The sequence below is a fragment of the Acinetobacter sp. GW821-FHT01C12 genome (assembly GCF_059422625.1).
Genome location: NZ_JBWKXD010000008.1, coordinates 65,163 through 83,858, shown reverse-complemented (window position 1 = coordinate 83,858; position 18,696 = coordinate 65,163). Strand labels below are relative to the sequence as shown.

Annotated in this window: 16 protein-coding genes; 15 read left to right on the top strand and 1 reads right to left on the bottom strand. The window is 35.5% G+C overall.

Going from position 1 to position 18,696, the window contains the following annotated elements; translation table 11 throughout:
• Positions 1-8 precede the first annotated feature (8 nt).
• The 4 genes from AC07WY_RS16350 to AC07WY_RS16335 all read left to right on the top strand — a co-directional run bounded on the left by AC07WY_RS16350 (position 9) and on the right by AC07WY_RS16335 (position 3,931).
• Complete coding sequence (locus tag AC07WY_RS16350; protein WP_494736732.1) at positions 9-986, top strand: zinc-binding dehydrogenase; 978 nt, start codon at positions 9-11, stop codon at positions 984-986.
• 65 nt (positions 987-1,051) lie between these two features.
• A complete protein-coding gene (locus tag AC07WY_RS16345; RefSeq protein WP_262085353.1) occupies positions 1,052-1,408 on the top strand; it encodes a DUF1304 domain-containing protein in 357 nt (118 codons plus the stop codon).
• Positions 1,409-1,829: 421 nt separating this feature from the next.
• A complete protein-coding gene (locus tag AC07WY_RS16340) occupies positions 1,830-2,789 on the top strand; it encodes an oxygenase MpaB family protein (protein WP_494736731.1) in 960 nt (319 codons plus the stop codon).
• Positions 2,790-2,881: 92 nt separating this feature from the next.
• The gene (locus AC07WY_RS16335; RefSeq protein WP_494736730.1) at positions 2,882-3,931 is read left to right on the top strand and encodes an AraC family transcriptional regulator; all 1,050 of its coding nucleotides are present in this window, start codon (positions 2,882-2,884) and stop codon (positions 3,929-3,931) included.
• Between the two features lie 14 nt (positions 3,932-3,945).
• On the opposite strand, the gene AC07WY_RS16330 is transcribed toward AC07WY_RS16335, so the two are convergent.
• On the bottom strand, positions 3,946-5,013 hold the full coding sequence (locus AC07WY_RS16330) for a hypothetical protein (protein ID WP_494736729.1): 1,068 nt from the start codon (positions 5,011-5,013) through the stop codon (positions 3,946-3,948).
• Between the two features lie 876 nt (positions 5,014-5,889).
• Here AC07WY_RS16330 and AC07WY_RS16325 point away from each other — a divergent pair.
• The 11 genes from AC07WY_RS16325 to cas3f all read left to right on the top strand — a co-directional run bounded on the left by AC07WY_RS16325 (position 5,890) and on the right by cas3f (position 18,688).
• Positions 5,890-6,228, top strand: a complete 339-nt coding sequence (locus tag AC07WY_RS16325; RefSeq protein WP_419334710.1) for a hypothetical protein — start codon at positions 5,890-5,892, stop codon at positions 6,226-6,228.
• Positions 6,229-6,635: 407 nt separating this feature from the next.
• Entirely contained in the window at positions 6,636-7,172 is a 537-nt protein-coding gene (locus tag AC07WY_RS16320; protein WP_419334708.1) for a Csu type fimbrial protein, read from the top strand.
• A 60-nt stretch (positions 7,173-7,232) separates the two neighbouring features.
• The gene (locus AC07WY_RS16315; protein WP_494736728.1) at positions 7,233-7,787 is read left to right on the top strand and encodes a spore coat protein U domain-containing protein; all 555 of its coding nucleotides are present in this window, start codon (positions 7,233-7,235) and stop codon (positions 7,785-7,787) included.
• Between the two features lie 11 nt (positions 7,788-7,798).
• The gene (locus AC07WY_RS16310) at positions 7,799-8,305 is read left to right on the top strand and encodes a Csu type fimbrial protein (RefSeq protein WP_419334706.1); all 507 of its coding nucleotides are present in this window, start codon (positions 7,799-7,801) and stop codon (positions 8,303-8,305) included.
• 19 nt (positions 8,306-8,324) lie between these two features.
• The gene (locus AC07WY_RS16305) at positions 8,325-9,125 is read left to right on the top strand and encodes a fimbrial biogenesis chaperone (RefSeq protein ID WP_494736777.1); all 801 of its coding nucleotides are present in this window, start codon (positions 8,325-8,327) and stop codon (positions 9,123-9,125) included.
• Positions 9,126-11,624, top strand: coding sequence for a fimbria/pilus outer membrane usher protein (locus tag AC07WY_RS16300; protein WP_494736727.1), 2,499 nt, complete (start codon positions 9,126-9,128; stop codon positions 11,622-11,624).
• Positions 11,621-12,640, top strand: a complete 1,020-nt coding sequence (locus AC07WY_RS16295; RefSeq protein WP_494736726.1) for a Csu type fimbrial protein — start codon at positions 11,621-11,623, stop codon at positions 12,638-12,640. The genes AC07WY_RS16300 and AC07WY_RS16295 overlap by 4 nt, the downstream gene beginning before the upstream one ends.
• Before the next feature lie 488 nt (positions 12,641-13,128).
• Positions 13,129-13,713: a recombinase family protein gene (locus AC07WY_RS16290; protein WP_419334702.1), complete on the top strand. Its 585-nt coding sequence runs from the start codon at positions 13,129-13,131 to the stop codon at positions 13,711-13,713.
• A 1-nt stretch (position 13,714) separates the two neighbouring features.
• Entirely contained in the window at positions 13,715-13,975 is a 261-nt protein-coding gene (locus AC07WY_RS16285; protein ID WP_262085362.1) for a hypothetical protein, read from the top strand.
• A gap of 361 nt (positions 13,976-14,336) precedes the next feature.
• Positions 14,337-15,302, top strand: coding sequence for a type I-F CRISPR-associated endonuclease Cas1f (gene cas1f, locus AC07WY_RS16280; protein ID WP_494736776.1), 966 nt, complete (start codon positions 14,337-14,339; stop codon positions 15,300-15,302).
• Positions 15,299-18,688: a type I-F CRISPR-associated helicase Cas3f gene (gene cas3f, locus AC07WY_RS16275; protein WP_494736725.1), complete on the top strand. Its 3,390-nt coding sequence runs from the start codon at positions 15,299-15,301 to the stop codon at positions 18,686-18,688. Before cas1f ends, cas3f begins: the two co-directional genes overlap by 4 nt.
• Positions 18,689-18,696: the final 8 nt, after the last annotated feature.

The window sequence follows — 18,696 nt, the reverse complement described above, 5'->3', positions numbered from 1 at the left end:
AACAACAAATGAAAAGTATTATTCATCAAGTTTTTGGCGAACCTGTCGACGTATTAGCAGCAGCAGAAATGCCAAAACCCGAGCCTAAAGCAGGTGAAGTGCGTATTAAAATGATTTTATCTCCGATGCATAACCATGACATTTGGACGGTGAGAGGCAATTATGGTTATAAACCAACACTTCCTGCGATCGGAGGAAGTGAAGCCGTTGGTGTGATTGATGCAGTCGGGGAAGGTGTTGATGCGGTATCTGTCGGGCAACGTGTTGCAGTTGCAGCAGTTCACGGCAGTTGGGCTGAATACTTTATTGCACCTGCGCATGGTGTCGTGCCTTTAATTGATGCAATAGATGATGAAACTGCTGCTCAATTGATTGGTATGCCGATTAGTGCACTGATGCTGTTAGATTTCATTGATTTAAAACAAGATCAGTGGCTTATCCAAAATACAGCCAATGGTGCTGTGGGTAAAACTGTTGCAATGATTGCGCATGCTCGCGGTCAAAAAGTTATTCATTTGGTTCGCCGTAGTGATGCGATTGCAGAAATGAATGGCTTAGGTATTCAAAATGTAGTGGCGACTGATCAAGCGGATTGGAAAGATCAAGTAAAAGCGATACATGCAGATCAACCTTTAATCGCTGGGGTAGATTCGATTGGCGGTAAAGCTAGTGGTGAAATGTTGGCCTTACTTAGTGAAAATAGTGTTTTGGTATCATTTGGTAGTATGACGGGTGAACTGATGCAAATTTCATCAGGCGATCTTATTTTTAAACAAGCGACAGTTAAAGGCTTCTGGGCAAGTGTAGTCAATAAACAATTGTCTGCGGAACGAAAAAAAGAGTTAATTGTAGAGTTGGTGACTTTAGCTGCTCAGAAAAAATTAGTATTGCCTGTTGAAGGCGTATTTAGTTTTGATCAAATTCAACAAGCTGCTGCTAAAGCAACCCAAGGTGCACGTCAAGGCAAAGTGTTATTAAAACCATAAAGGTATTTGACATAGATCAGTTGCAAGACTGATCTATCAGCGTTTTTAAAATAAGGAAAAAAGCGATGATTGGACAAATTTTAATTGCCTTAATTGCACTACTACATGTGTATATTTTAGTTTTAGAGATGTTCTTATGGGACAAACCATACGGTTTAAAAGCATTTGGGAATACGCCTGAAAAAGCACAACTCACTAAAGTCATGGCACAAAATCAAGGTTTATATAATGGCTTTTTAGCAGCTGGCTTATTTTGGTCTTTATGTGCACCTACAATTTATGCCTTATCGTTAGCGAATTTCTTTTTAGGCTGTGTATTGGTTGCTGGAATTTATGGTGGTCTAACAGCAAGTAAGAAAATTATTTATATACAAGCAGTTCCAGCAGCATTGGCATTACTTATGGTGAATTTGAATTACTAAAGTGAGCACTAGTCTTATTTTAATTTTTCAAAAATATTTTGCTTAAAACCAACATCAGTGTGATTTACATATCAATAAAGTTTTCTTACTGTACATTCATGAATAGTTCAGAAGATGATTTCAATTGTTAGAGATCACTGATGTTGCTTAACTTAAGTAGATTTTAATTTCCTCTATAAAAATCATAATCTTGTGATCTTGGCTTAAGCTTCCATTATGATCATTGTAGACATAAATTTTGTTCTAAAAAAATATAAACAAACCTTCTATGAGCCCTAACTTTAACACTTAGGAAAATTCAAAATTGCATTAAAAGTCAAAACTTCCTTTTTTATGGTCAAGATTATTGGTTAATGAAGAGTTACTTTAACTTGAGTTGGTTGATCATCATTTTTAATTAGCTCTATGAAAGGATTACTACATGCCAGATTCAAATATACATTTTCAAATGGATATAGATACTAATTTAATAAAAGATCATGGGTTGTTTGGCCCTTACTCTATAACATGGAAAGTCTGGTCACACCCAGCGGCATTTATTGGTCTTACTCGATCTTTTTATATAGAGGTTTTGGGAAGTATTGATGCTGCGGCAGCTTTAGCAGATAGGGCAACATATAAATCTGATCCAGTAGGTCGGCTAAGTCGTACAATGTCATATTTTTTAACGGTAATATTCGGTGATACTGAAACTGTTAAAAAAGCGAATCTTAGACTTTTTAAATTGCATTCCCATGTCAAAGGAAGTATCCCCTTAACAGGTAAACGTTATAGTGCTCACGATCCCCTTCTAGTCGTGGGGACACATCTCATAACATGGCATTCTGTATATTATGCTTACGAGAAACTAGTAGGGAGACTGTCACTAGAAGAAGAAAATCAATATTTTAAGGAAAGTGTTAGATATCTTGAATGTTTAAAAGACGTTTATCCTGATTTAAGTATTGAGACAGTAAAAGAAAGCGCATTGAATCATGGTTATAATTTAGAAAGCCTCAAAAATATAACAAGACTTCCTGAAACACGTGAAGAATTTAGTCAATATATTCAACTCACTAATTCAAAAGCAGTTATTACCCAACAGACTAGAGCGATTATCAATACTTTATTAGATCCTTCTACGATTGATACTAATGACAAAGCTATAAACCTTGTACTTAAATTTTACCCCGTATTGAAAACAATCGTTGTTGCATTAACACCAAAAGAAATTTGTGACTTAGCTGGGTTATCACGTTCACCGAAAAAAGATAGTTTTGCAATATTACTCGGTAAAGCTTATGTACGAATTGCCTCAACAGGAAAAGTTAAGAAATTTTTTGAGAGTAAAATTGGAGCAAATGGATACGCACTTATGAATAATGCGATGTTAAAAGAATAGTTTAATGAATAATCTTATTTTTACTGTAATTGTTATCCAACATAAATTATCATTTTACGATGTTATAATTCAAAAAACTCCTACGATATCTTATGAGCAAAAATAATCCGACTATTAATGGTTCTATTGCTGGAATGTTTCGTGACTTTATTTTAGCTAATCATTTAGATGTGCCTCTAAGTATCTCGTATCTTAAAAGCTGGAAAGTTGATGATAGAGTTTCCATCCTAGAATTAGGATTGTGTTTACGTTTAATACAAGATAAATGTCCAGAATCAGGTCTTGGAATAAAAATAGCCGAGTTTTTTCAACCAGCATATTCAGGATTGTTAGGTTACTTAATCTTACCTTGTCAAAATCTTAATCAGGCGATTCTACAATTTAAAAAATACTATGCATTGATGTGGGATGGATTTTTAATTGATATCGTTGAGCAGAATGAAATTGTTACAATCACTTGGGATATTCCATTATTTGAACCTTTTAAAAATCATGATGATCTTTTAGAAATTCTCAGAGTTGGCTACGAATTAGGAATAAGTTGTTTTATCAAGATGTTGCAACAAATTACCAATGAACATACTCTTTTACAGCCTATTTCTATTCATCTCCCAGGAAGTCAGCCTAAAAATTCTAAAATTTATAGTGATTTCTATAGATGCCCAGTAATTTTTAAATCAGAAGTTGGTGCAGTCAGTTTTAATATTTGTAGCTTAAATATACCAATTGATTTAAATAATATATATTTTATAGAACTATTAGACAGGCAAGCGGATGCTTATCTTAAATCAATAAATATCAATACCAAAACAAGTGAGAATGACTTTGTCTTTAAGTTTCAAAAAGTCCTAGGTCGCGGGATTGAAAAGGGTAAACCAACTTTAGATTTTGTAGCTCGAGAAATGGCAATGTCTAAATCAACGTTGCAAAATAGATTAATCGAACAAGACTTAAATTTTCAAAGTATGTTAGATCGGATTAGATTAGAGTTAGCTAAAATGTATATGGAAGATAAACTTTTATCTTTGACAGAAATATCTGAATTGTTAGCTTTTTCTGAACAAAGTGCTTTTAACCGTTACTTTAAAAGGGTAACTGGGCTAAGTCCAAACAAATATAGAAAGTCCATAGTAAAAATATAGTCAATATTTATTTATTAACAAAATTTCAGAGATCCATAGCAATTTTGCGCTGGTTTTTGTCCTAAATCTAAAGGATTAATGTTGATCGGTTGGCTAAATAATAAGCCTCCAATAACATCCCCAGCTGAAACTTCTACTTGTTGTTTGATATCTAAATTGCTTATTTGTACATTGGGTAATGATATCCACCATCCAGATTGGGCTTGTGGATTATTAAAGTTTTGAGTACTCAATTTCTGCCATGTAATTGGAATTGATTGTAAAGATAAATAAAAGTCACTGGTAGGAATCACACCATTTTTATCTTTTGCAAGTAATAATCTATGCACAGTATTTAATGGTTGATTAAGCACATTAATATTATTGAGGGTTAAACCAACTGGAAAACCTATAACAGATGTAGTTGTTGCTTGTAAGCCTTTGAGATCGATTGTTTTTGCTCGATTTACATTTATAGATGTATTGTAGGGAGCTAAGGTTCCAGTAAAAGGTAAGCAAATTAAAAGTCTTACACATCCATTACTTAATTGGGAATCAGTGACACTGATGTTTAAGTCACCAGTGATTGTTTCGATTCCAAAATCATCTGTTACAGTTTCTGAATTTGGATTCGAACCAATTGATAATAATCCCAACACAGACTCGGCCCCAAGGCGCAAACCTACAACTTCACGAAGAGCGGCAGAATTAGAGTTTTTGATAGCGAACTCTAAATAAGGATTATTAATTACTGCATCTGTGGCTGCAAAATTTTCATTGATTGGATTTACGCCAGTTAAGCTAACATTAGATAGATCAATATCGCATCCAACACCTTTCATTCCATCACAACCAAGTTGCAAAGTTTTTATATTGGCATTCAAATCCATGTTCACTTGCATACCGAGTCGGTAAAAGCCAATATTTTGATTTGGGTTATTAAATTCGTTTGGTGCGATATGCTGAAGATTGAAAAGTGATTGCCCAGTTTCAGCGGATAACTCTTTATTGCTTAAAATTTCCATTGAATTTGCAGTATTTAAATTCATAATTACTAGACTAATGGAGAAAAGTAATGTTTTAATTCCGTGTTTTGTAAACATAATAATCTTTGTGTCTATAGAATTGCATATTTTAAATATAAGGGAGTGTAAATTTTATAAATTGATTTTAATAATAAATTTATTGATAATAGACTTATTTCATAAGTCCTTTTTAAAGTCATAAATCAACATAAAAGCGCTCTCATTCTAGCTATCTTCCAGAGGGGAGTGGAGCTTTTAATGCTAATATAATTCACTCTACATGATTATTTTAATTCAACTTGGCTATGTATTTTTTTTGTTTTTAAATGTTTATAAGTGAAATAAAAAGTCATCATTTTTATAAGAGTTTTAAAGTAAATTTGGATTTTAATTTTTTATTTTTAAATATAAATTTTTGATGATTTTTATTTAAAAATGGATTGATTGTGCATCTGTGTTTTTATAAAAATAACTATCACATAATAAATATTATGTTTTTGTTTGATTTTCATTTTTGAATAATTTTTTATTTATAAAATTTAATTCGGTTAATTGGTTTTGATTTTATTTGATTAACTTCTCATAAAATATAAAAATAATCTATTATTTTGTGTTTTACCTATCGTTGATCTAGAATATAGATAAATAAAATATTTTTTTGTTTAAATTACAATTGGTTTTATTTTTTTTTGTAGATTAACATATTTTTTGCTTGGTGCAATACAGTAAATATTAATTAAAGCGAATATTGGTGATAAGTCGACTTTAATATGTAATTTAATGATAATTATGCATTTAGCTTATACTGGTTGTGTATTTAATTAAATGTAATTAAATACTTAACTTTGAAATGTTATAAAGTTGATGATAAAAAATATACACGAACTTCGAATGAAAAAATTTTCATCAACCTATTGAGCTATGGAAAACTCTACGAATAAGTAGTGGGTGTACATGATGAAGATCTACGAAATGATTTTTCATAAAGGAATGGGTGAAAACTCTCATTTTTTTTATACTGTAAATAATCAGATATCGCGTCAACATTTTATTCGAATGCTTCGGAAAGAAATTGATGGCGAACTGAATGGTTTTAAACAGAGTTATATGGAAGATCATAAAAATGATCTTGCATGGCTCTATGAGGAGCTGAGTAGAGAAAGCCATTTTTATTTAGATATCATGGAAAATGATTTTCTTCATAATTCTGTTGCTGCATTAGGTTTGCATATTTCATTGAGTGTTGAGGAGCAAGATGTAATGGAGTTACAAGAGGGAAATGAGTTTTTATAAATTGATTTTAATTAGTAAAACTTAAATTGTAAGATTTTAATGTCCCGTTCATTATTTTTTCGATTAGCATCCGACAATGCTATATCGTCAGCCCATTCTTCCCCCCGAAATTGAATGGGCTTTTTTTTGACATTATTTTTATAAAAGGAAGATTTATAAATAAATAATTTTTTATTATCAGTAGAATTATCATGTTTTTATCGTGTATTTTTATGTGTTTTAATCTTTGATATAATTTAATTCACACCATTTTATAAATTTATTTTTAAAAAACAAAATATTATATTGAGAATTTAGTATTTCTGAGTCTGTTTATTGAACACCAACTTTATCACATGCAATTATGTAAAAGCTTTCACACTTCTCGTGTAAAAGTTAATAAATAATACATAATCATGGGATTTAATATGAATATTTTTACAAAACTAACGCTAACTGCATTGTTAAGCGTTGGGTATGTCGCGACTACACAAGCAGCGGTGACTGGTCAGGTTGATGTTAAGCTGAATGTTTCAACGGGTTGTACCGTTGAAGGTTCTACTGTGAATGGAAATATCAACAAATTTGGTGAATTGAATTTCGGTAAAACTTCTGGTATTTGGACCAATATCCTTACAGCTCAAGTTGCTTCATCAGCGACGAGTGGCCATCTAAACGTAAAATGTGACGGTACAACGCCTGTTAACTTTACTGTTGCAATTGACGGTGGTCTACGCGCTGATCGTAGTCTTAAACATACAACTGCTGCGGATACGGTCAGCTATAACGTTTATCGTGATGTAGCACGTACCAATCCATATGTCATTAATACAGCTCAGACTTTCACTGCTGCGGTAGGTGTAGCTCAAGATGTCCCAATCTTTGGTGCAATTGCTGCAAATAGCGGCACTGCAAAAGCACAGGGTGATTATACAGACACTTTATTGGTGACTGTTAATTTCTAATCAGTATACGTAACAGTGAACAGGCTTGTTATTAAACAAGCCTGTTTTAAGGAGAAACGTATGCATTTGTTGCTTAAACAATGCGTGGGATTATTGGCCTGTAGTCTTGTTTCGTCATTCGTTGGAGCTGCACAGTTTGTAGCCAAATTAAATGTGCAGATTGAACTGGAGTCATCCTGTGAGATTAATAATCAATCTGTGAGTAATGGAACAAATGGCTTGAATTTCGGGCAGCTGAATTTTGGAGAAACCACAGCTGCATTTAATCAGGTGATAGAGACCAGTTTAAGTCAGGGTTCTACATCAGGTTTGACCATTCAATGCTTTGGCAATTCCCCGATAAAAGTTACCTTTGGTGCAGGTCAGAATGATAGCAAGGTTCCAACACCTTTTGGCGCAAATTATTTTCGTGCAATCAGTAATGGCACAGATTTCCTTGCCTACAACATCTTATATGGAACTGCTCGCGAAGCGTTAAGGCCCAATCAATCCATCACTTTGACCAACAATGGTCAGCCACAGACGCTTAATCTCATGGGTCAAACTGTTAATAATGGTCGGTCAGTCTCGCTTGGACAATATACCGACACTATTCCAATTACCATTGAATTTTAAAGAACAAAATCATGAAAAAAATAGGTTTAAGTGTTCTGCTGATGCTGGCTGTACCGAGTGTATGTGCTGAAACAACAGCAACTTTTAAAGTAGAAGCAACCATTGCAAATGGATGTGGGCTAAGCAATATCGAACAGCGACTTGATTTTGGTCGTCATCCTGTTGTGGCACAGGGGCAATTAAAAGGATCCGTCATCAATACTGCGCAAAGCTGGAATATTCAGTGTACTGCACGTTTGCCTGTACAGATCATGTTGAATGGTGGTGATCACTTTTCAAATAACTTTCGACGGATGAAACATGCCCAGCAGAATGAGTTTGTACCTTATCAGCTTTATCAGGACAGTAGTTTGCAAGGTGAATATGCCAGTGGCAGTACTTACTCACTGACACCAACCACTACTTTGAATACCGTACTGGGTTTTGCAGTTTACGGCGTTGCAGACTTGAATAATAACAATCAACCACGATCAGCAGGCCTTTATAAAGACACGGTCGCAATTACGATTACATGGTGATTCTATGAGCTTAAATAAAATGAAAATATGGTCGGGCAGGACTTTCTCTGCGGCCGCGATATTGATGGTCACTTCACCAGTATTTGCACAGGCCACTTTTTTAATCTGGCCAATCTATCCCAAAATTGAAGAAAACGAAAAAGCCACTGCGGTATGGCTACAAAATACCGGTAACTCTGATGCCATGGTACAGATTCGGGTATTTAAATGGGATCAGAATCATCAGCAAGATGCTTATGCGGAACAAACTGAAGTTATTCCGAGTCCACCCGTGGCAAAGATCAAGGCAGGTGAAAAGCATATGTTGCGTTTAACCCGCTCGGCTGCTGTACCTGATGCAAAAGAACTGGCCTATCGAATTATTGTTGATGAATTACCCATCAAAGTGAATCCAGAAACGGATAAAGAAACATCGACAGTCAGCTTTCAGATGCGTTATTCGATTCCTTTGTTTAGCTATGGCAAAGGACTTGGCAGTGGTTTAACTGAAGTTTCACAAAAAGCCAATACTAAAAATCCTTTGGCTAAACCGATATTAAGTTGGTGGGTCAAGAATAATGAACAGGGCAAACCTGAACTTTATATTAAAAATACCGGTTCAAAATTTTCACGACTTTCGGGAATTAAATTAACTCCGACTTCAGAGCAAATGGTTTTTGGCAAAACCGCCTTTGGTTATGTGTTGGCAAACAGCACCATGAAGTTTGATCTGGACAGCAAGATACTCAACAGTCTGAGTGGTCAAAGCAGTTTGTATGGGGTTGACAGTTCAGGGGTGAAACAGGAATTGCTTGAGATTAAAAAAGAGGGAGGGGGATAAATGGGTTATTTATCAGGGTTACACCCCCCTTCTTTTTTATGTAAAAGCCTGACATTGATATTGGTCGCGAATATCCCATTGTTGAGTTGCAATGTCTATGCAAATGGTTTACCCCCGCCACCACGAGATGTTTCAGAAGTGAATAGCTTATTTAAGCTCTATCTGGACTTGGTGATCAATCAATATTCGACGCGACAGGTGATCCCCGTTATTGTCAAAGGCGATCATTATTTTATCCAGCAGTCGAAACTGGATGAGTTGCAGATTAAGCTGCCTGCGGATGCACTACAGCAACAGTCAGAAAAAAACCTGACGGATCTGGATGTATTCACTTTGGGCTTTTCGGGCAAAGCTTTGGATTGGGTTAGCCTCAATCAGATCCCCGAATTGAAGTATGAGTACAATTCAGCGCAACAGTATTTTAGTTTGGATCTACCTGCCAGCTGGATGCCTGTGCAGATACGCGGCTTGGATTCATGGTATCAACCTGAAACACCGCAATCGGGTATTGGTTTATTAAATAACTATGACTTTTATACCTACCGCCCAGAGAATGGTGGCTATAGCAGTACACTGTTTACAGAACAACGCTTTTTCTCGCCTTATGGGGTACTGAGAAATTCTGGGGTTTATAGCAAAACTGATTTTGACTCATCCACTCAGAATGGTGATGGCTACCACCGCTATGATACGACTTGGCAATATGATGACCCAGCCAGAGTACTTTCATTTTTAGCGGGTGATGTAATTACGGGAAGTAAAAACGCCTGGGGAAGTTCAGTGCGTTTAGGTGGATTGCAGTTACAACGTAATTTTGGTACCCGTCCAGATTTGATTACCTATCCTTTACCTCTGTTTAAAGGACAAGCGGCTTTACCGAGCACCGTGGACTTATTGATCAATGGACAGAAAGCCAATTCAACCGATGTGCAATCAGGCCCTTTTATTCTAAATAATGTTCCATTTATCAATGGTAAAGGCGAGGCGGTGATTGTCACCACAGATAGTGTTGGCCGTCAGGTGGCAACCTCTGTACCATTTTATATTTCGAATACTTTGCTTAAACCGGGGTTATTGGATTATTCGGTGTCTATGGGACAAATCCGCGAAGACTATGGGATTAAGAACTTTGCATATGGCAAATTTGCTGGTTCGGCGGATGCACGTTACGGGATTAACGACTGGCTCACGGCAGAAGGGCGGGTTGAACTCTCAGATTCAATTCAGTTGGCTGGGCTAGGTTCAGTGCTTAAGCTGAATCAATTTGGGATATTCAATGGTTCGGCAACCCAAAGCTGGGCAGATCGTGAGTTTAATCGAATCAATAGTCAAAATCTTAAGGGAAATCAATATACTTTAGGCTATAGCTATAACCAGCAGCGTTTTGGATTTAGTCTCAATCATACCCAACGCGATCAGGATTATTATGATCTTTCTCGATTGCAATATAGTAATTTGATCTCAGCCAACAGTCATAAGAGTTTGGTTGCCAATACTTATTTTGCCACAGATAAGTCAGGTACTCTTGGGGTGGCGTATATCCAGACCAAGAACCGCGACATTAAAAATAAACTGATGAACCTGTCTTGGGCACCGGTATTACCGTCCTATATGCGTGGTGCGACAGTGTCGTTAAGTGCCAATCGAGATTTTGTGGAAAAAGAGTGGAGTGCAGCATTTCAGTTGTCGGTTCCATTTTCCAAGAGCAGATCCACTGCCAGTCTAGGTTATAGCCAACAATCCAGTGGCGATTATGCTTATATCAACTATAACCGCAGTGTGCCATTGGATGGTGGCGTTGGTGTTGATTTAAGCCGACGTTTTAATGAAAACAGCGATGATTACAATCAAGCACGCATGAACTATCGTAACCAATATTTTAATACCGATGTCGGCATGTCGGGTAGCAATGATTACAACTATTGGTTTGGACTTTCTGGTTCAGTGGTGTTGATGTCAGGCAATGTCTTTGCTGCCAATCGATTGGGTGAATCTTTTGCTTTGATTGATACTAACAAAGTTGCAGATGTACCCGTACATTATGAAAACAGTTTGGTGGGGCGGAGTAATGCCAAGGGCTATGTTTTTGTACCGTCAGTGACCCCGTATTACGCAGCCAAATACAGCATCAATCCGATAGATTTACCTTCCAACTTTAATGCAACCCAAGTTGAAAATCGGATTGCGGCAAAACGTGGTTCAGGTGTGGTGATTGGCTTCCCAATCAAACAGTCTTATGCGGCGAATGTGTCTTTAGTGCAAAGCAATGGGCAAGTGATTCCAGTAGGTGCGGTGGTACATCGTGCCGATCAAGAATCGAGTTATGTGGGGATGGACGGGATAGCTTATCTTGAAGATTTGAGTGCAGAAAATAGCATTCGGGTGCAACTGCCAGATCAGCGCATATGTGAAGCAAACTTTTCGTTGGATTTAAAACAAGCGCAACAACAGATTGCTGTGATTAAGTCAGTTGTTTGTCGTGAGGTGGCTCAACCATGATTACTTTAAAAAAAATAATACCCGCAGGTTTATTATTCTCTGGATTAATATTGATTACTGCTCAGAGTCAAGCGGCTTGTGTTATCACCTCAAGTGGTAATGTGACGATGGGTGCTATTTCGTCTATGACATTGGCGGAGCAAGGGACACAATCTAATCAGTTTAGTGCGGGTTTAAGATGTGAAGGATTTAGTTTGGCTTTAGCAAATATGACTTACCTTAAATATCGGGTCGATCAGATGCCAATAAACTATATAAATAGTGGGACTGGTGAAAGTCTTACAGTGGATTATCTGGACACCAATAATAAAGCAATTGGTCTTGGTAAAGAAGTTGATATGAGTGCTTTTTCACTTCTTAATTTCTTTACAGGACCTAATGGTGCATTACCATTTTATGCCAAAATTAATTCAGGGCAAAATGTCTCTCCTGGGAGATACACAGCGGACAAATCCTTTAAAGTCAAATGGTATTATTCTGTACCTGAGCTTGCATTTATAGGAATAGGCAGCTTTTTTGAAAGTCCGGGTTTTAACCGTGGTGGTCTAATTACTGCTTTTAATTGGGGCACCGGGAGTGATGCAAACTTGAACTTATATATTGACGTTTTACCTGATTGCCGTATTTCCACCAATGCTGTTAATTTTGGAACATCGCCTTTTGCAGATGTTTTTACACCAGTTCAAACCTCTCTAGGCGTACGTTGCTCAGTATTTACACCTTATCATGTCGGTTTAAATAATGGTCTCTATCCCCAAAGTGGTAACCAACGTGCAATGAAGGCAAGTAGCAGCAATAACTATCTACACTATGAGATTTATAAAAACGCAAGCACTGAGCGTTGGGGCAGTAGTGGCAATGAACGCTGGTCTAGTCTTGAGGCGACAACCAACCCAGGTCAGCATAATACCAGCCAACAGGGCTTTGCTTTCACCACAAAAATTCTGGATACGAATCCAAGCAATTTACCAGCTGGTAATTATTCAGATACCGTAACAGTAAATGTTGAGTTTTGATCGTATAAAACCATAGTAATAAATTTTATTATGGTTTTATTTAAAGAGTAAATTCATAGATTGTTTTTGCTCATACTTAACATAAAAAATCATTAAATATATTGTTTTTTATAAAAATATATAGCGATTTATTCTCTATTTAAAACATTTCTTAAAATAACACATCATAAATATGCAAGTGTATTTATTTTCTTTGATGTGTCTTTGTTATGTGAAATTTAAATAAATTAAGCATATTTTAAAAGAGTATAGGATTTTTTAAGGAAACTAGCATTGGCATAATATTTGTTTTTTTTTGTGTTTTTACCAATTTTTTGTGGTTGTAATTTGTGCTTTAATTTTTAATTAAAGTATGGATTTAAATAATTATTTATTATAAATGTGAATAATTTGCTTCCATGCTTTAAATTCTATACGTGTTTTATACATGTTTATTTTTATAAAAAATATTTAATATAAATGTTATTGTGAATTGAAGAGGGTTCATTGTGCGTGCTTATGCATATTTTAGAGTTGAGGAACTTTCAGTGAACGAATTTAATTATGCTGATTATATTCTTGGATATGGTTATGAAATACCACAAAATAGGCTTGTATTTGAACAAGTAAAAGTGGGTATACCGTTAGAGTTTAGGCATAAGCTTATAAGTTTAATTAATTATACACTGGAAAGTGGAGACCTCTTATTAATCGATGGAATAGATTCTTTAGGTAGTGATTTTAAAGAAATATATTCTACTGTCAATTTTATTTTTAAAAAAGGAATAAGGTTAGTATGTTTAGAATTTTCAAAAAAGGAAATAAAAGGAGATATTAAAAAAATTTTCTTTCATTTTTTAAAAATATGTTCTGATTTTGATGGAAAACTACAATCAGAGAAAAGAACTGGAAATAAAAAGATAAGTAAAGTAGGTCGCCCTGAAATTTTAACTAAAACTCAGAAAAATGAAGTTTTAGAAAGATTTAAAAATGGACAGAGTGTCTATTCTTTAGCGAAAGAGTATGAAGTTACAAGAACAGTCATTCAACGACTACTTGCTAAATCATCAGACACTATTATTGGTGAGGAATAAAATGAATACAAATACTAAAATCAGTCGGCTGGTTGCCGCAAAACAAAAAGGTAATCTAGATAAAGTTGTGGTTGTTCAGCTTAAGTATTGTTTGAATAATAAATATAGGATTCTAGATAAAATGAACGAAATTGAAATAAATTCCGTGAGTGGAACAATAAATTATAAAATTCTGAAAATTGAATATGATGAGGAGAGGGTTACTTTTCTATATGGTCTTACTCCTTATATTTTAGAAATAAATCATGATCGATCTTGTTAGTTTTTAATTTAAGTTTTTGTTTGTAATTTTTTTAATATTTATTTTGGTTGTTTGTTGGAGTTTGAATATTTTAATATGGTTGGTGTTTAGGTATTAAGTGGAAGGTTGTTAAGCAGTATTTAATGGTTATACTATTTTGGTCTATATTGGGGCGGTAAATATAAAACACCACCAATGATTATTTATAAATAAAAATACATTTAATTGAAGGTTGTTATAAATGTTAATAAAATTATATATTTAGTTATATTTTTTTATTGAAAAAACGCGACATAATATGTCGTTTAAAATAAAAAGACATTGGAAAATTTGAGTGATTCAGTTAAATTGGTTCTATAAAAATTTTATGACTACTAATAATATGGAACAACTCAACCCATCAGACTTAAAAGCTATTTTACATTCAAAAAGAGCAAATCTTTATTATTTAGAACATGCACGGGTAATGCAAAAAGATGGCCGTGTTTTATATCTAACCGAAGCAAAAAGTGAAAATCAGTATTGGAATATTCCCATCGCTAATACAACGGTGATTTTATTGGGAACCGGAACTTCGATCACACAGGCTGCAATGCGAATGTTAGCAAGTGCAGGGGTATTGGTTGGTTTCTGTGGCGGTGGCGGTACGCCTTTATTTTCAGGTAGTGAAGTGGAGTGGTTAACGCCACAAAGTGAATACCGGCCAACCGAATATATACAAGGTTGGATGAGCTTTTGGTTTGATGAAAAGAAGCGTTTAGATGTGGCCAAACAGTTTCAGTTTGCGCGGATTGAATTCATCCGTAAAGTTTGGGCAAAAGATCGAGACTTACAGGCAGAAGGGTTTTATTTAGATGATCAGGATATTCAGCAGGCTTTAAGTGGTTTTGAAAAGAAAATTCCCAATATGAGCAAAGTCGGGGATTTGCTTCTAGCAGAAGCGCAGACCACCAAACAGCTTTATAAAATTGCTGCAACTCGTTGCAAACTCAAATTTGAGCGAAATGCTGAATATGGTGATTTAGCCAACGACTTCCTCAATCATGGTAATTATTTAGCCTATGGTTTGGCTGCAACAACGCTTTGGGTTTTAGGAATTCCCCACGGTTTTGCTGTGATGCATGGTAAAACTCGGCGAGGTGCTTTGGTTTTTGATATCGCAGATTTAATCAAAGATGCTGTGGTGTTGCCATGGGCATTTATTTGTGCCAAAGAAGGTTTTAAGGAGCAAGACTTTAGAGCTTTGCTGTTGCAGAAACTTACCGAGCACAAGTGTCTGGATTGGATGTTTGATCAGGTGAAATTGCAAGCTTGCAAAAATCATGATGAAAAGGATGAAGCATTATGATCGTAACCTTCATTTCCCAATGTGAAAAGAAAGCACTTTCTCGAACGCGTCGTGTACTGGATGCATTTGCTGACCGAATTGGTGATAACACTTGGCAAACGGTGATTACCGAAGATGGTTTAATTGCAGTAAAAAAACTGCTTAGAAAAACAGTGACTAAAAATACAGCGGTGTCTTGTCATTGGATTCGAGGGCGACGTCGAAGTGAGCTGTTGTGGATTGTTGGGAATAGAAATAAGTTTAATGGACAGGGTATTGTTCCTGTAAACACGACCAAAAAAAGCCTTGCTCAAAATAAATGGGAAAATGACTGGCATTATTTGCCTTTAATTAAAGCATTAGTGGCTGTGTCTGCCTTATTACATGATTGGGGGAAGGCAACGGTTTTATTTCAAAAAAAATTATTGGAAAAAAATAATCAGTTTAAAGGTGATCCTTTACGGCATGAGTGGATTTCATGTCTATTGCTAAATGCTTTAGTGCATTCATCTGGCAATATTGAGTCCGATGAAGCATGGCTGAAATTATTGATACAACAAAGTTGGGACGAAGAACTTCTTAAACAAACGATTAGCAAAAACTCAGATCAATCTAAAGTTTTGGATCAACTTCCGCCTTTAGCACAATTGGTTGCATGGTTGATTGTATCGCATCACCGTTTACCTGCGTTAAAAGAAGAACAACGACGCAAAGAATATACTGAAGTTAATAAAGATACGATTACAAGTTTATTTAAAAGCATTAAAGCAGATTGGGGATATCAAAATAAATTTGATGAAGATGACTATAAACAGCGATTAAAACTCTGTTTCGAGTTTGATCAAGGGTTATTAAGTCAGTCTACTGAATGGACAAAGCAAATCAAAAAATGGTCAGCACGTTTATTACAAGCATCTGATGCCACAGAACAAATTTTTGCAGATGGAAGTTGGCGGGTCATTTTACATCATACCCGATTGTGTCTCATGTTAGGTGATCACTATTATTCATCTTGTAATGCTGATAAAAATTGGAAAACCAATTTATTGTTAATTGCCAATACTGATCCAAAAACTAAACAAGCCAAACAATTTTTAGATGAGCATCTAGTTCGGGTGAGTGACAATGCTATGCGAGTCGCGCAATCATTAAGTCGTTTGGCAGATGAGATGGAACCAGCTTATGATATTCAAAAATTAAGAAAGAAGAGTCCTCAAGGTTTTGAATGGCAAGACCAAGCAGTAAAGGGCATTCAGCAATTTATTCAAAAAAATGAAAGTGCTGCAAATCAAGGCTGGTTTATTGTCAACATGGCGAGTACGGGTAAGGGTAAAACTATTGCCAACGCCAAAATTATGCAAGCCTTATCTAAAGATGCTCAATCATTACGTTATATTCTAGCTTTAGGACTACGGACATTAACTTTACAAACAGGTGATTCTTACCGCCAAGATATTGGTTTAAGTCATGATGAGCTTGCGGTTTTAATTGGCTCAAAAGCCGTTCAGGAATTGCATCATCAAAATACAAAAGAACATCCTCAAGATGAATTTCATACTGTAGAAGAAATAGGTTCAGAATCATTAGAAGCTTTATTGGACAATGAATTGAATTATGAATCTATGCCACAAGCTGACTTTATGAATGCATTATTTCCACAACATCAGGAGGAACGAAATAAAGCCTTTTTATATAAGCCTGTTTTAGTCTGTACGATAGACCATATTATGGCTGCTACAGAAACCAAACGTGGTGGAAAATATATTTTACCGAGTTTAAGGCTTTCATCTTCCGATCTGGTGATTGATGAAGTCGATGATTTTAATGGTCAAGACTTAATTGCAATAGCTCGGCTTATACATTTAGCTGGAATGTTAGGTCGAAAAGTGATGATTTCTTCAGCAACGATTCCACCTGCTTTGGCTGAAGGTTTTTTTAATGCATATCAGCAAGGTTGGGCCTTATATTGTGCATTTAAGAAATTAAAGAATGTAGATACTGTTACGATGTGGGTCGATGAGTTTAAAATACAAATTCAAACAATTGATTTAGCTCAGCAAAAAGAGGCAATACAACAATATAAAAATGCACATGATCGCTTTGTTGAACTTCGTGCAGCTGCTTTAAGTAAACAAATAATTAAGCACAAAGCTTATCTTGTTGATTGCTCAGATCTTGTTGCAGAAAAAGAAATCCAGCGTATAGATCAAAGTTTACAAGCTGAATATTTTAAACGGATTCAACAGAATGTTGAACATTTACACCATGACCATCACAGTATAGATGTTAAAACTGGAAAAAAAGTTTCTTTCGGTGTCATACGAGTTGCCAATATTTCCCCATGTGTTGCTTTAACTCGATCTTTACTTAAGACCGAATGGTCACAAGGTATTACGCCTCGTGTGATGGCATACCATAGCCGTCAAGTTTTATTGTTACGCAGTAAACAAGAACAACATTTAGATCATATTTTAAAACGTAAAGAAAAAGCAGGAGAACAAGCAGCTGCATTTTCAGATGAGGTGATTCGTCAACATTTAGATTCGACGACTGATGAAAATGTCATTTTTATCTTGGTTGCCACACCTGTGGAAGAGGTGGGACGAGATCATGACTTTGATTGGGCAATTGTCGAACCCTCTTCTTATCGCTCGATTATCCAATTGTCAGGGCGAGTTTTACGACATCGCAAACGAGATGTAGACATTCAAAAACCGAACATCGCCTTATTGCAATATAACTTAAAAGGCTTGCACCGAGCTAAAGTTGCCTTTGAAAAACCTGGCTTTGAAGTTAATTCTGCTAAAGGTAACTTTATATTAGAAACAAAAAATTTATCAGAATTGATTGATCCTGAACATTTACAACAAATTAATGCTATTCCAAGAATCAAAGCAAATCAGCCACTACAATCCATAAAAAAATTGGCAGATTTAGAGCATGCTGTTATGACAGATGCCTTAACTTCATATAACAAAGTCGGAGCAAAACCACTCAATGCTTGGTTAACACAAAAATGGTTTTTAACAGCTTTGCCCCAGCAATTTAATCCGTTTAGGCAAAGTTCAGCCAATATTCAGCTTTTTGCAATCTGGAAAAATCACAAGCTTATATTTTGTGAAAAAGATGATTTTGGGAGGTATATTGATCGAAGTGGTTTATACAATATTCGCGAGATTGACTATTCTAAATTGAGTGAATTAGAACAACAACGATTATGGTTGAATCGAGATTATCACGACATCTTACGTCGTTTAGCACTTGATAAATTTCCTGAAAATGAAGATATTGAGGAAAAGATAGAAAGATTATCAGAGCGTTATGGGGAGATTGTGCTGCCCGAATATGACGAAGATAAGCAACTTATATATTCAGAACAGTTTGGACTTGTTGTTTTAGATCAATAATTAAAGAG